Source organism: Reyranella sp. GW821-FHT12G01 (genome assembly GCF_058806575.1).
Genome location: NZ_JBXAPV010000003.1, coordinates 709023 through 722639, shown reverse-complemented (window position 1 = coordinate 722639; position 13617 = coordinate 709023). Strand labels below are relative to the sequence as shown.

The following is a 13617-nucleotide window of genomic DNA, read 5'->3' as shown; positions in this document are numbered from 1 at the left end:
TTTATTGTCAGGCGGCGACCACGAGGGTCGACGCCAGTTGGCGCACCGACTTCACCATCGCCATGGCGACCAGCTTGCCGGTCTTGCGGTTCTCTTCGCTGACGGTCACGTCTTCCATGAAGGTGAAGCGGCCGAACGCGCCCTTGGCTTCCAGCTCGACGATGTGCGTGGTGATGGTGGGATCGGCCACGATCACGACGCGCGTCCGGTCGAGGCCGAGACCGGCGATCGCCGCGGCGGCGGAGATGTTCACGTTCTGCGGATAGAGGCGGGCGCCTTCGCGTACCGGCCCGTCGAACACCGTGTGCGGCGCCTTCAGCCCGTCGAGATCGACCAGCGTCTCCGCGACCGTGCCTTTCCAGGCCGACGGGTCCTTGCGCACCGTGACGGTGACGCTGTCCAGCCCGCCGACGGCCGCGCTGCTCAGGATATCGAGCGCACCGATGCCGCCCGAGGGCAGGATCAATCGTGCACCGTTGGCCTTCGCCGCCGCCAGCAATCGATCGAACAGCGCCGTGTCGGTGAAGGCGCCGACGGAGGTCACGAGGAAATCCGCGCCGCTCTCCAGCACGCGTTGCCCGTGCGTGCGAACGGCCTCGTGGCCCGCGCATTCGGCCACGGCATCGAAGTCGTGGGCGAAGAACCGGTCGGGGTCGTGCGTCAGGACACCTTCCTGTCGCGGCCGGCGCACCAGGACGGAGACCAGCTCGATATTCTCGAGGCCGGCCGCTTCGACATGCTTGCCGATCGCGCCGTAGCCGATCAGGCCCAGCTTCACGAATCCACCTTCACGAGAGGCGGGCCTCCACCCAGCGGGCCCAGGCGATGAGCTGGTCGTCGCTGCGCAGCGGCGCGATCAACTGCACCGACAGCGGCAGGCCGAACGGTCCGGTGTTGAACGGCAGGGCGATGCAGGGCGTGCCTAAAAGGGTCCAGAAGCGGTTGAAGATCGGATCGCCGGTGTAGCCGAGGCCGGCCGGCGCTTCGCCGCGGGCGGCAGGGGCCAGCAGGAAGTCGAAGTGCTCCCAGACCCGGCCGAGATCGGCCAGCGCGCGTTGCTTGCGCTTCTTCGCATCGGCGAGCTGGGAGCGGGTGACGCTGTCGCCGACTTCTAGGCTCGCCGTCAGGCTGGGCGACAGGAGATGGGGGAAGCGGGCGCGTTCCGGTCCGTAGTGCTGGGTCGCTTCCTTGGTCATCACCCGGTTGTGCGCGGTGATGAGTGGCCCCCAGCTTTCGGGCATCTCCCAGTCGCGCACCTTGGCGCCGCCGGCCCGCAAGGTGCGGGCGGCGAACTCGATGTTCTTTCTGTTGTACGGGTCGGCCTGGTCCCACCACAGGGTACGGCAGAAGCCGATCCGCGGCGCGTGCAGGGGCGGGTCGGCCGGGGCATGGCCGTAGGCGGCGCGGATCAGCGCAAGGTCGTTGGCCGTGCGCGTGAAGAAGCCCAGCGTGTCGAGGCTCTTGGCGTAGGTCTTGATGCCCGTCGTGTCGGCCCAGCCGTAGGTGCCCTTGTAGGCGACGACGCCGTTGAACGCGCCCGGGCGGATCACCGAGCCCGAGGTCTGCGTGCCGTAGCCGATGGGCGCCATCGTATCGGCGACCGCGGCGGCGGAGCCCGAGGAGGAGCCGGCCGGCGTATGGCGCAGGTTGTGCGGGTTGTGCGTCTTGCCGGCATGGGCGCCGGCAAATTCCGTCGTCACCGACTTGCCGAGCACGATGGCGCCGGCGTTCACGAGCTGCGTCACGCAGGCGGCGTCACGGCCCGCGACATGGTCGCGGTAGATCGGCGAGCCGCAGGTGGTGGGCAGGGTCTTCGTCGAGATGATGTCCTTCACGGCGAGCGGGATGCCGTGCAGCGGGCCGACCGGTTTGGCGCGCTTGTCGAGCATGTCGGCGCGCTTCAGCGCACCTTCGGCGTCGATCGCTTCCCAGGCGTGGACCTGGCCTTCGCGCAGCTTGATCCGGTCAAGGCAGGCTTCGACGAGATCGCGCGCCTTCAGGCGCTTCTGCGACATGCGCAGGACCGCCTCGCTCGCCGACAGCTTGTTGGGCGATTTCGCCATGCGCTCGTTCCCCTTTCAGTATGTTGGGCGCATGATGGCCGAGCCCCGGACAGAAAGGTAGTCCGGCCAGATATGGGAGCGGGCAATGCCCCAGGGTCTTCCCTTCAAGGTCCAGAAGCTCGGCCATGCGGTGGTGAACGTCGCCGACCTCGACCGGTCGCGGCGCTTCTATACCGAGGTGCTGGGCTTCAAGATTTCCGACGTCTATCCCGGCAACATGATGCCGGGCGGCATGGTGTTCCTGCGCTCCAACGGCGACCATCATTGCCTGGCGCTGGTCGGCGGCGCGTCCGCCACGGATGCCCAGGCGCGCACTTTGCATCATCTGGCCTTCGAACTCGCCACGCTCGACGAGGTGTTCCGCGCCCGCGATCACCTGAAGGCGCACGGCGTCGAGATCGTCTACGAAGGCCGCCGCCGTGCCGGCTGCCAGGTCTCGGTCGAGTTCCTCGATCCCGACGGTCACCATCTCGAACTCTACTGGGGCGTCGACCAGATCGGCTCCGACGACCGCGCCCGCCCGGCCGAGGAATGGCGCCAGACCCTGACCCTCGAGGACGCCGTGCGCACCGCGCCGCCCGGACAAGACACGACCCTGCACGATTCCGAGCTCAAGAGGCGCATTTCCGGCGGCTAGGCTGGCATGCCGCTTGCTGCCTGGAGCCCGTACGCAAGGAGGGCTCCATGGACATCGGTGTGTTCATTCCGATCGGAAACAATGGTTGGCTGATCTCCACCACGTCGCCGCAGTATATGCCGAGCTTCGATCTCAATAGGCAGATCGTGCAGAAGGCCGAGGGCTATGGGCTCGATTTTGCCCTGTCGATGATCAAGCTGCGCGGCTTCGGCGGCGAGAGCGAATTCTGGGATCATAATCTCGAATCCTTCACCCTGATGGCAGGCTTGGCCGCGGTGACCGAGCGCATCCGTCTCTACGCCTCGGTTGCGGTGCTCACCATTCCGCCGGCCATCATCGCGCGCATGGCCTCGACCATCGATTCGATCTCGCACGGCCGGTTCGGCGTCAACATCGTCTCGGGCTGGGCCAAGGACGAGTACGAGCAGATGGGCATGTGGCCGGGCGAGAAGTATTTCGGCTATCGCTACGACTATTCGACCGAGTTCGTGACGGTGATGAAGGAGCTGTGGGAGACCGGCACCTCCGACTTCAAGGGCAAGTACTTCCAGATGTCGGACTGCAAGCTGAGCCCTCGCCCCAAGACGCCGATCAAGATCGTGAGTGCCGGCCAGAGTCCGCGCGGCATGGAGTTCGGTGCGACCTACTGCAACTACAACTTCACTCTGGGCAAGGGCGTGAACACGCCGACCGCCCATGCGCCGACCAACCAGATGATGGTCGAGGCGGCGGCTAAGACCGGTCGTGACGTCGGCAACTACGTGCTGATGATGGTGATCGCCGACGAGACCGACGAGAAGGCGATGGCGAAGTGGAAGCTCTACAACGAGGGAGCCGACATGGGCGCGCTGGCCTGGATGTCGGGCCAGGCCGACGCCGATCCCAATGCCGACGATGGAGGCACCGCCAAGCGCATCTCCGCTCCTGAGGGCGCGATCAACTTCAACATGGGCACGCTGGTGGGCTCCTATGCGAGCGTGGCGAAAATGCTCGACGAATGCGCTACGGTGCCCGGCACCAAGGGCATCATGCTGACCTTCGACGACTTCCTGGTTGGCATGGACCAGTTCGGCCAGCACATCCAGCCGCTGATGAAGAGCCGCAGCGATCGGCTGGTCAAAGCTGCTGCCTAGGCCGAGCTTTGCTCGGCCTGTGAGCGTCAGGACATCGCGAAGCGATGTCCGGGAGCGCCGCTTTCAGTCGGACCTGCTAGCATGGTCGGATGACGACCCTGGAAAGCCCTGAACGCTGGCGACATCACGGAGCGATGTCGGCGCCCGGTAATGGACCGCTGAACTTCGATGGATTGCCCGTCGATGTCGGAGCGCTCTGCCGCGTCGTGCAGGGCGTCCTGATCCATTCCGACTGGCTCGCGGCTTACGGTGCTAGCGAGGCGCAGTTCCGGACCGTGTCGCGCGCGACCTTGCCGCTGGCGGGTCGGTTGCAGCAGATCGCCGATCTCGACGGATCGGCGTTGACGGCGGAGCGGGCGCTGGACCGGCGCGCGGTCGGCACCTGCCGCGACTACGCGCTGATGCTGTGCGGGATGCTCCGCCAGCAGGGCGTGCCGGCGCGCGTGCGGTGCGGCTTCGCCACCTACTTTCGCCGGGAGTGGGAGGACCACTGGATCTGCGAGTACTGGCGCGACGGTCGCTGGCGCCGGGCGGATGCCCAGCTCGACCGCATCATCGCGCCAAGTCTCGGCGTCGACTTCGATCTTACTGATTTGCCGGACGACAAGTTCATCGCCGCCGGCGAGGCCTGGCGGCGTTGCCGTTCAGACGAGGCCGATCCGACGAGCTTCGGCCACGGCGAGCAGGCGGTTGGCCTGTGGTTCGTGCGGGTCAACGTCATGCGCGACCATCATTCGGTGAACGGGCGCGAGACATCTGACTGGGATACGTGGCGGCAGGCGAAGCTTGCCCACCATGTCTTGTCAGACAGCGAGTGTGTTGAGACCGACGGGATCGCCGCCCATCCGACGGAGCCGTTGGCCGAACCACACCCACCGTGGCTCGGCCCTTAGGGGCTTTCAGGACGAAGCAGGATTACCTCCCTCCCCATTCAAATGGGGAGGTGGCGGCGTCTTACGCCGTCGGAGGGGTCATGGCTCCCGGACATCGCATCGCGATGTCCTGACGCTATCGGGCCGAGCTTCGCTCGGCCCATGACCCCATCGCCCCGTATGACGGGGCACTTCCCCATCTGAATGGGGAAGCAATTGAGGTCAGTGCTCCGGCTTGGCCGCGGGCGGCGCCTGCGGCGGTGGCGCCGGCTTCGCGCCCATCCAGCCCTTCACCGTCTCGCGGAAGCGCTGGAACGCCACGTAGAGGCCCGGGATCACGAAGATGCCGAGGAACGAGGCCGCGATCATGCCGCCGAACACCGCGGTGCCGACGGCGCGCTGGGTGGCGGCACCCGCGCCCGACGAGATGACCAGAGGCACCAGGCCCAGGATGAAGGCGAAGGATGTCATCATGACCGCGCGGAACCGCAGGCTGGCGGCGGTCGTCGCGGCGGTGACCACGTCGGCGCCCTTGTCGCGTTCGGCCATCGCGAACTCGATGATCAGGATGGCGTTCTTGGCCGCGAGCGCGATCAGCACCACGATGCCGATCTGGGCGAAGATGTTGTTGTCGAGGCCGGCGACCAGCAGCGCCGTCACCGCGCCGAACAGGCCGACGACGACCGACAGCAGCGCCGCCACCGGGATGGCCGTGCTCTCGTAGAGGCCGACCAGGAACAGGTAGGCGAACACGACCGCGAGGCCCAGGATGAAGCCGGTCTGGCCGCTGGCCGCCTTTTCCTGCAGCGCCGTGCCGGTCCATTCGAAGCCATAGCCGGCAGGCAAGGTGCTCTTGGCCAGCTTCTCCATGGCGGCGATGGCGTCGCCCGAGGAGTAGCCCGGCGCGGGCGCGCCGTTCACCACCACGGAGCGCAGGTTGTTGTAGCGCACGACCGAGGAGGGCGCGGTCACCATCTCGATGTTCGCCACCGCCTGCAGCGGCACCAGTTCGCCGCTCGCCGCGCGCACCCGTACGCGGAACACGTCGCTCACCTTGCTGCGGTCGGTGGCGTCGGCCTGCACCTTCACCTGCCAGGTCCGGCCGAACAGGTTGAAGTCGTTGGTGTAGGCGCCGCCAAGCGAGGTCTGCATGGCGGAGAAGATGTCGGAGATCGAGATGCCCAGCGCCTGGGCGCGTTCGCGATCGAGCTTCAGGTTGATCTGCGGCGTCGAGGCGCTGTAGGTCGTGTAGACCCCGGCAAGCTCCGGCACCTGCTGTGCCGAGATCATCACGCCCCGCGCCACGGATGCAAGCTCGGTCGGCGTGGCGCCCGCGAGCGACTGCACCACGAACTCGAAGCCCGACGAATTGCCGAGACCCATGATGGGCGGCAGGTTGAAGGCGAAGACGTTGGCCGAGGCGATCTGGCTGAAGGCGATGTTCAGTTCCTTCAGCGCGCTGAACACCGAGAGAGACGGATCCTTCCTCTGGTCGAACGGCTTCAGCTCGACCACGACCAGCGCGCGGTTGGGGAGCGCCAGGCCGTCGATCATGCTGTAGCCCGAGACGGTGAAGACGCTCTGCTTCCACGGCTTGTCGGCGATGGTCTTCTCGACCTCGGCGACGGCCGCCAGCGTGCGGTTGGTCGAGGCCGCGTCGGGGAGCTGCACCTCGGCCATGAAGGCGCCCTGGTCCTCGTCGGGCAGGAAGCCCGAGGACACCATGGAGCCGATGCCGCCGGTCGCGGCGGCGAAGCCCACGACCAGCAGGAGAGCCACGACGCCGCGTCGCGCCAGCGGGGTCACGACCTTCACGTAGCCGTCGCGCGTCTTGTCGATGCGGCCCTGCATCCAGCCCATCACGCCGGTCGGCTTCTTTCGATGACGCAGGATCAGCGAGCACAGCGCCGGCGACAGCGTGAGCGCATTGATCGCCGAGATGATCATCGAGACCGACACCGCGACGGCGAACTGCGCGTAGAGCTGGCCCGAGATGCCGGGGATGAAGGCGGTCGGGATGAACACCGACAGCAGCACCAGGGTGATGGCGATGATCGGTCCGGTGACCTGGCCCATGGCCTTCTCGGTCGCCTGGGCGACCGTGAGTTCGGGCTCGTGTTCCAGGATGTGCTCGACCGCCTCGACCACGACGATGGCGTCGTCGACCACGATGCCGATGGCCAGCACCAGCGCCAGCAGCGAGATCGTGTTGGCCGAATAGCCCAGCGCCAGCATCACGGCGAAGGTGCCGATCAGCGCCACCGGCACCGCGATGATCGGGATCAGGGTGGCGCGCAGGTTGCCGAGGAAGATGAAGACGACGATGCCGACCAGCACGAAGGCCTCGATCAGCGTCTTGATCACGCTCTTGATCGTGGCCTGCACGAACACGGTCGTGTCGTACATGACGTTGTAGGCGACATCCTCGGGGAAGCGCGGCTCCAGCGCCTTGATCGCGTCGCGCACGCCCTGGGCGGTGGCGAGCGCATTGGCGCCGGGGAGCTGGTAGATCTGGATGCCGGCGGCGGCCTGGCCGTTGTAGCGGCCGAGCTGGTCGCTGGTCTTGGCGCCGAGCTCGACCCGGGCGATGTCCTTGACCCGGACCAGCGCGCCGTCGGACTTGGCGCGCACCACGATGTTCTCGAATTCCTCGGTGGTGACGAGACGGCCCTGGGTGGTGATGTTGAGCTGGAAGCTGACATCGTCGAGCAGAGGTGCTGCGCCCACCAGGCCGACCGCGGCCTGGACGTTCTGGCTTTGCACCGCCTGCACCACCTCGTTGGGGGTGATGTCGAGGCTCGCCATGCGTTCGAGGTTCAGCCAGATGCGCATCGAGTAGTCGAGCGCGCCGAACAGGGTGGCGTCGCCGACGCCCGGTACGCGCCGCAGCGTGTCGAGCAGGGTGATGGTCGCGAAGTTCGACAGGAACAGCGCGTCGCGCGTGCCCTTCGGCGAATAGACCGCCACGACCTGCAGCAGTGCCGAGGACTGCTTCTTGGTGGTGACGCCCAGCCGCTGCACCTCGGGCGGCAGCAGGGCCATCGCCTGGTTGACGCGATTGGTGACGTTGACGGTGTTGAGGTCGGGGTTGGAGCCGACCTCGAAGCTGACGCTGAGCGCGTAGCTGCCGTCGCCGCCCGACGTCGACTTCATGTAGATCATGCGCTCGACGCCGTTGACCTGCGCCTCGATGACCTGCGCCACGCTTTCCTCGACCGCCTGGGCCGAGGCGCCGGGATAGGTCGCGGTGACGCGGACCTGCGGCGGCACGATGTCGGGGAACTGGGCCACCGGCAGCGCCATCATGGCGATGATGCCGGCGATGGTGATGACCGTGGAGATGACGAACGCCAGCCGCGGCCGGCGGATGAACAGCGACGAGATCGTCATGGCTTACTGCTTCTGCGTCGTCGAGGGCGAGGGCGGTGCCATGGTGGGATTGACCGTCATGCCCGGCCGCACGCGCTGCTGGCCCTGGACGATGACCTTCTCGCCGGCCTGCAGGCCCGAGGTGATGGCCGTGAGGCCGTCCCGCGACACGCCGGTCTTGACCCGCTTCTGCTCGACCACGTTCTTGTCGTTGACGACGAACAGGTAGGCGCCGCTCTGGTCCTGGGCGATGGCCGCCTGCGGCACGGCAACCGCCATCGGCACCTTGTCGCCCTCCAGGATCACGCGCACCGTCTGGCCGTCGGTGAGGAGGCCGCCCTTGTTGTCGAAGGTGGCGCGCACGATCTGGCCGTCGGTCTTGGCGTCGACCGTGTTGTCGATGAAGTCGATCTTGCCCTTTTCCTTGTAGATCGAGCCGTCGGCCAGCCGGATGCGGACCAGCAGGCTGTCCGGATCGGCGGCCTGGTCGCGCTTGGCCTCGAGCAGCTCGCGCTGCGTCACCGGGAAGAGCACGCGGATCGGATGCTCGCTGACGACCGTCGCCAGCACGCCCGAATCGGGGCTGACGAGGTTGCCCGGCGAGAAGGCGGCACGGCCGATGCGGCCGTCGATCGGCGACTTGATCTCGGTGTAGGAGAGCTGCAGTTCGGCGTCGCGGAGCTGGGCGCTGGCGTCCTCGACCTGGGCCTTGGCCTGGAGCTGCTCGGACAGGCGCTGGTCGTAGGTGACCTGGGTGCCGGTGTTGGTGCGCAGCAGCTCGGCGGCGCGCTTCAGTTGCGTCTCGGCGTTGGCCAGCGCCGCCACCGCGGCATCCCGCTGGGCCTTCTTCTGGTCGACGGCGGCCTGGTAGGTCTCGGGCTCGATGGTGAAGACGACTTGGTCCTTCTTGACCTGGTCGCCATCGGCGAACTTGCGGGGCCCGAGGAAGCCCTTCACCCGGGCGCGCAGCTCGACCTTGTCGACCGCGGCGGCGCGGCCGATGAATTCGGCCTGGTCGGCGATCGGCTTCATCTCGGCAGCCTGGACCAGGACGGCGGGGGGCGGGCCGCCTTGCTGAGCACGCGCAGGCGTCGTGCCGCAGACAGCCAAAAGCGCCGAAGCGACGAGCATCGATGCCGTCGAACGCCGGTTTGTCATTCTCAATCCCCGCTCAAATCTAACGCCAGAACAGTGCCTTAATTACCCTAGATGGTCACGGCAATTCAGGCGGATTGGGCCTTGCAAGAGCGTGCGTGATCGGAGAGGAGTCAGGAATGGCGGCATTGCGGTGGTTGACTATCGTTCTCGCGGCGGCACTCGCCGTCGCGTCATTCGACGTCGCCGCGCAGACGCAGCCTCAGGGTCAGACTCCTACGGCGGCGCAGCCCCAGGCCCCGGCGCAGAACGCGGCGCCGGCCGCGACGCAGAGTCCGCGCAGCAACTTCTCCAATCCCGCCGAGTACGACAGCTACATGGCGGCGCTGAACACCAAGGATCCGGCGCGCAAGGCGCAGGCGATGGAGGTATTCATCGCCTGGTATCCCGCCAGCGTTCTGCGGCTGGAGGCCCATGAGCAGGCGATCTCGGCCTGGCAGGCCGCCAACCAGCCGGCCAAGGCCGACTTTCTGGTCGCACGGCTCCTGCAAGTCGATCCCGACAATGTCCGCGCGCTGGCGAATCGCGCCTATGTCGGCCGCCTCAAGGCGGCGGGCGGCGAGGTTGGAGCGCTGGCCACCGCGGTGACGGCCTCGCAGCGCGGGCTCGCCGTGATGCCCAAGTGGCAGAAGCCGGCCCTGCTCGACGATGCCGGCTTCGCGCGCACCAAGGAGCAGCTTGCCGGCGTCTTCAACGGCGTGCTCGGTTTCGCGGCCCTTCAGGAGAAGGACTACGACAAGGCGCGTCCGTACTATCGTGAAGCGGTCGCCGCCGATCCCACCAACCTGCAGGACGTCTATCAGTACGCGGTCGTGCAGCTCGAAGGCTCGCCGGTCGACGCGCTGGGCTTCTGGTACGGCGCGCGCGCCATCGCCATCGCCAAGGCCGCGAAGAACGATTCGGCCGCGCAGGACATCGACCGTTACGTCCGCTCGCGCTATCGCGTCTATCGCGGCAGCGAGGAGGGATGGGACGCGATCGTGACGCGTGTCGCCAACGAGACCGCGCCGCCCGCCAACTTCAAGAAGTCGATCCCGCGCGCCATGACGCCGCCGGAGCAGGCGCTTGAGATCCTCGAGGACAATGAACCGGCCAAGCTGACGCCGCCGCAATGGGTGCTCGTGCTGCGCCATCGCGACGTCAGCCCGGCCAACAAGCGCGCGGCCGAGGCGGTGTGGAAGGCGATCGGCGAGAAGCAGGGCGCTTCGCGGCTGAAGCTGATGTTCAAGGTGATCTCGGTCACGCCCGAACGTATCGAGGGTGCGATCACCGACGAGGCGCAGAACGGCAACCTCGTCGACATCGAGGTGACGCCGTCGCGGCCGCTCAGCCCTCCGCCCTCGGTGGGGACCAAGATCGCGATGTTCGGCACGCTGAGCGAATACCAGACCCAGCCGTTCCTGTTTCGGTTCGTCCGCGCCGAGCTCGCGCCGGAATCGATGCCGGTTGCCGGAGGGCAGTGCGCCGATCCGCGGCCGCAAATGTGCACCAAGGATTACCGTCCGGCCTGCGGCCAGCTCCGAGATGGCTCGCGCAAGACCTACGGCAACGCCTGCACCGCGTGCAGCGACCCGCAGGTCGTGAGCCAGGGCGCCGGCGCCTGTCCCTGATGCACGCGCGTTGGCGGGCTAGACCACCAACAGGTTGTCGGCGTTGGTCGTGATGCCGATCACGATGTCCTGGAAATCGTTGTCGCCGTTGAACTGGTCCTCGAAGCCGATCTGAAGCTCGCGGCCGCCCATCGTGACGCCGGACAGGGCCTGATGGGCGTCGCCGGGATTGAGCGTCGAGAATGAGTGGAAAATCGCGGCGTTGTTGAGCTGGCCGAGCGTGGCGCTGCGCAGGGCCGGCGGCAGGCCGTCGTCGAGATCGGTTGCGGTCGACGTGCCGGGAACGACGAAGGACAGGTTGTCCGGCAGGTTGCCGTAGCGGTTGAAGCCGTCCTGGATCACGAAGAAGCCGATCTTCTCGCCATCGCCGGGCGAGCCGAGGCTCACGGTCCGCGCGCCCGCGGCGACGTTCAGCGTGTTGGCGAAGACGACATGCACGTCGAAGATCGTGCCGTCGGTCGCCACCCGATAGGTGCCGAGCGTATTGGCGTAGGCGGAATCGGCAGACTTCAGGGTGAGCGTGAAAGTGGCCGCGCCACCGCCGGTGAGGAAAGCCTGGTCGACGACCCCGTTGATCTTCGACGGATCGACGGCGACGCCCTCCCGCAATTCGAGCAGGTGGTTCTGGAAGGTGATCACGGTATGGGCGTCGAGGCCGGTGCCGCGCGCCGCCGTGATGAACTCGCCATTGGAGAAATCGCCCTGGAGCTGGAACGACACGCCGCCGACCGAGAGCGTCGCGAGGCTGGTGCCGAGCGTCACGGCGAGATTGTTGCGCCCGATCAGCGCGCCGGTGATGTCGATCGCATCGCCGGGCGCAAAGCTCGAAATGAGATCGCCGTTCAGGTCAGCCAGCGCATCGCGCACCGTATCCTTGCCGCCGCTGGCGAGATCGATCGTGTCGGCGCCACGCATGCCGCTCAGCAGGTCGTCGCCCAGTCCGCCGGTGATGGTGTCGTTGCGCAACGAGCCGATCAGGGTGACGGCGGTCGCGTTGCCCTGGTTGCTGACGTCGAAGCCCTGCGGTGCGAGGCCGGAATCGGAAACATGGGAGAGGTCGATGCTGTGGCCGTCGGCCACGACGAACACCCGTCCGCGATTGGTCGTGGCCACGGTCGGAGTCCAGTCGGCAACCAGCTTCCCGCGCAGCGTGCCCGCCGTGTCGACGACGATCTCGTCGGCGCCGAGGCCCAGGTCGAACACGAAGGCGGTGCCGGCATCGACGATGAACCGGTCACGGCCCAGCCCGCCGGTCAGCTCGTCCTCACCATCGACGCTGAACAGGTAGTCGTCGCCGTTGCCGCCGGTGATGGAATCGCTCCTGATGGAGCCGATCAGCAGGACCGCCGTGTCGTTGCCGATATTGTGGAGCGTGTAGCCGCGGCCTGTGTCGAAGGCCTGTTGCACGCTGACAGTGTGGCCGTTCGCCTGGATGGTCGTGTTGCCGAGGTTGAACGTCTGGGACGTCGCGGCCCAGTTGTCGGCCGCGAGCGCGAGCAGCGAGGCCCCCGATCCGACGCGGAAGAAGTCGGCGCCGCCCAAGCCCAGATCGGTGATGATGTCGTTGCCGGTGACGGCGAACTCGTCGACGCCGAGGCCGCCGGTCAGCGTGTTGCTGCCGGTCGAGCCGACCAGCCGGTTGTCGAGCGCATTGCCCTTGATCGTGTCGTTGCCGGCGCCGCCGATCGCGGTCTCGATGACCGTATTGAAGTCGATGGCGATATTGTTGATCAGCCCGCCCGCGCTGGAGAAAGAGCCCGGCTCCAGGTTGATCGTCGAGCCGACGGAGAATTGCGACAGGTTCAACGTGTTGTTCGTGCCGGTGCTGAACAGCGTGATGACGGGTCGCTGGAACAGATTGGCGAAATCGTAGAACTCGGCCAGCGGTCCGGTGATGGTGCTGTTGTAGCCGAACGTATCGTTGCCGTTCAGCGGTGAGTTCGTCGGCGCGCCGTAGAGCCGCTGGAGTGCCAGGATGTCGAGCGGCATCGGTGTGGAGGGACGAAGGCCCTGCCAGAAGGTGCCGGTCAATGGATAGGCGGTGGAATATTGCGCCGCATCGCTTTCGCCGATGTACGACATGACGGTCCACGGGATCGTGTCGTACGGACCGAACTGTTGAGTGAGCGGATTGACGTCGTAGTTGTACGCGCCGCCATGTCCGAGGCCGAGAACGTGGCCGATCTCGTGAATGAGCGTGAAGTAGGCGTCCGTGCCGCGCGGATGCTCGCCGCCGACCGTGTTGCCGGGACTGTTCGAGAAGTACGATGTTTCGACGCGGTCCAGTTCGAGGACGCGTGTCGAGCCGTCGGGGACCGGGATGCTGGCGTCGACGACGAGATTGGCCGTTGCGGTGCTGCTGGTGCCGCTCACATCCTTGTTGCGAAAGAAGGTGACGTCCGCGCTGCTACTGGCGGAAAGCGCAAAGCTGACGTTCGCGAAAGCCGACCAGAGAGCCAGCGTGTCGTTGACGGTTTGCTTCTCGAGGTCCGCCCAGCCCGACGCCGCATCGAACCAGTACGAGATCGTCCCGCTGGCCGTGCCGATGAGCGGATCGCCCCATTTCTGGGGAGGTTGATAGTGGGGGCTGGCGATATGCCCTGTGCTGTCGACGCCGGAAAGAAAGGTTGCTTCGGAATCCACGTCGGGCAGCAGGGGCATTCGTCACCTACGGTCGGATTGCGTCATAGCAAGCAACGTAACCGTACGAGCGAAGTTGCACGACAGATGAATTGTGGAGCCGCAGGGCAGAATCTGTATGTCGTGGGAGCCGCGTTT

General features: G+C 66.6%; 9 protein-coding genes. 4 read left to right on the top strand and 5 right to left on the bottom strand.

The features are described from left to right. Positions 1-7: 7 nt before the first annotated feature. Together AC1RP5_RS28455 and AC1RP5_RS28450 are read right to left on the bottom strand one after the other, a co-directional pair. Positions 8-778: an aspartate dehydrogenase gene (locus AC1RP5_RS28455; RefSeq protein ID WP_493116178.1), complete on the bottom strand. Its 771-nt coding sequence runs from the start codon at positions 776-778 to the stop codon at positions 8-10. Between the two features lie 10 nt (positions 779-788). Further along, entirely contained in the window at positions 789-2063 is a 1275-nt protein-coding gene (locus AC1RP5_RS28450; protein ID WP_493116177.1) for an amidase, read from the bottom strand. An 85-nt stretch (positions 2064-2148) separates the two neighbouring features. On the opposite strand from AC1RP5_RS28450, the gene AC1RP5_RS28445 reads away from it, so the two are divergent. The 3 genes from AC1RP5_RS28445 to AC1RP5_RS28435 all read left to right on the top strand — a co-directional run bounded on the left by AC1RP5_RS28445 (position 2149) and on the right by AC1RP5_RS28435 (position 4726). Further along, positions 2149-2700: a VOC family protein gene (locus AC1RP5_RS28445; RefSeq protein WP_493116176.1), complete on the top strand. Its 552-nt coding sequence runs from the start codon at positions 2149-2151 to the stop codon at positions 2698-2700. A gap of 47 nt (positions 2701-2747) precedes the next feature. Then, the gene (rutA, locus tag AC1RP5_RS28440; RefSeq protein WP_493116175.1) at positions 2748-3833 is read left to right on the top strand and encodes a pyrimidine utilization protein A; all 1086 of its coding nucleotides are present in this window, start codon (positions 2748-2750) and stop codon (positions 3831-3833) included. Between the two features lie 89 nt (positions 3834-3922). Further along, on the top strand, positions 3923-4726 hold the full coding sequence (locus AC1RP5_RS28435) for a transglutaminase domain-containing protein (RefSeq protein ID WP_493116174.1): 804 nt from the start codon (positions 3923-3925) through the stop codon (positions 4724-4726). Between the two features lie 201 nt (positions 4727-4927). Here AC1RP5_RS28435 and AC1RP5_RS28430 read toward each other — a convergent pair whose 3' ends face one another. Further along, positions 4928-8095, bottom strand: a complete 3168-nt coding sequence (locus tag AC1RP5_RS28430; RefSeq protein WP_493116173.1) for an efflux RND transporter permease subunit — start codon at positions 8093-8095, stop codon at positions 4928-4930. Positions 8096-8098: 3 nt separating this feature from the next. Further along, on the bottom strand, positions 8099-9232 hold the full coding sequence (locus AC1RP5_RS28425) for an efflux RND transporter periplasmic adaptor subunit (protein WP_493116172.1): 1134 nt from the start codon (positions 9230-9232) through the stop codon (positions 8099-8101). Between the two features lie 134 nt (positions 9233-9366). On the opposite strand from AC1RP5_RS28425, the gene AC1RP5_RS28420 reads away from it, so the two are divergent. Next, positions 9367-10839, top strand: a complete 1473-nt coding sequence (locus AC1RP5_RS28420; RefSeq protein WP_493116171.1) for a tetratricopeptide repeat protein — start codon at positions 9367-9369, stop codon at positions 10837-10839. 18 nt (positions 10840-10857) lie between these two features. Here AC1RP5_RS28420 and AC1RP5_RS28415 read toward each other — a convergent pair whose 3' ends face one another. Next, a complete protein-coding gene (locus AC1RP5_RS28415) occupies positions 10858-13500 on the bottom strand; it encodes a M10 family metallopeptidase C-terminal domain-containing protein (protein WP_493116170.1) in 2643 nt (880 codons plus the stop codon). Positions 13501-13617: the final 117 nt, after the last annotated feature.

Bases quoted from the DNA above. Each gene is read 5' to 3' on its own strand.
- AC1RP5_RS28425 (WP_493116172.1), bottom strand. From the start codon at position 9,232: ATGACAAACCGGCGTTCGACGGCATCGATGCTCGTCGCTTCGGCGCTT.
- AC1RP5_RS28430 (WP_493116173.1), bottom strand. From the start codon at position 8,095: ATGACGATCTCGTCGCTGTTCATCCGCCGGCCGCGGCTGGCGTTCGTC.
- AC1RP5_RS28450 (WP_493116177.1), bottom strand. From the start codon at position 2,063: ATGGCGAAATCGCCCAACAAGCTGTCGGCGAGCGAGGCGGTCCTGCGC.
- AC1RP5_RS28435 (WP_493116174.1), top strand. From the start codon at position 3,923: ATGACGACCCTGGAAAGCCCTGAACGCTGGCGACATCACGGAGCGATG.
- rutA (WP_493116175.1), top strand. From the start codon at position 2,748: ATGGACATCGGTGTGTTCATTCCGATCGGAAACAATGGTTGGCTGATC.
- AC1RP5_RS28415 (WP_493116170.1), bottom strand. From the start codon at position 13,500: ATGCCCCTGCTGCCCGACGTGGATTCCGAAGCAACCTTTCTTTCCGGC.
- AC1RP5_RS28445 (WP_493116176.1), top strand. From the start codon at position 2,149: ATGCCCCAGGGTCTTCCCTTCAAGGTCCAGAAGCTCGGCCATGCGGTG.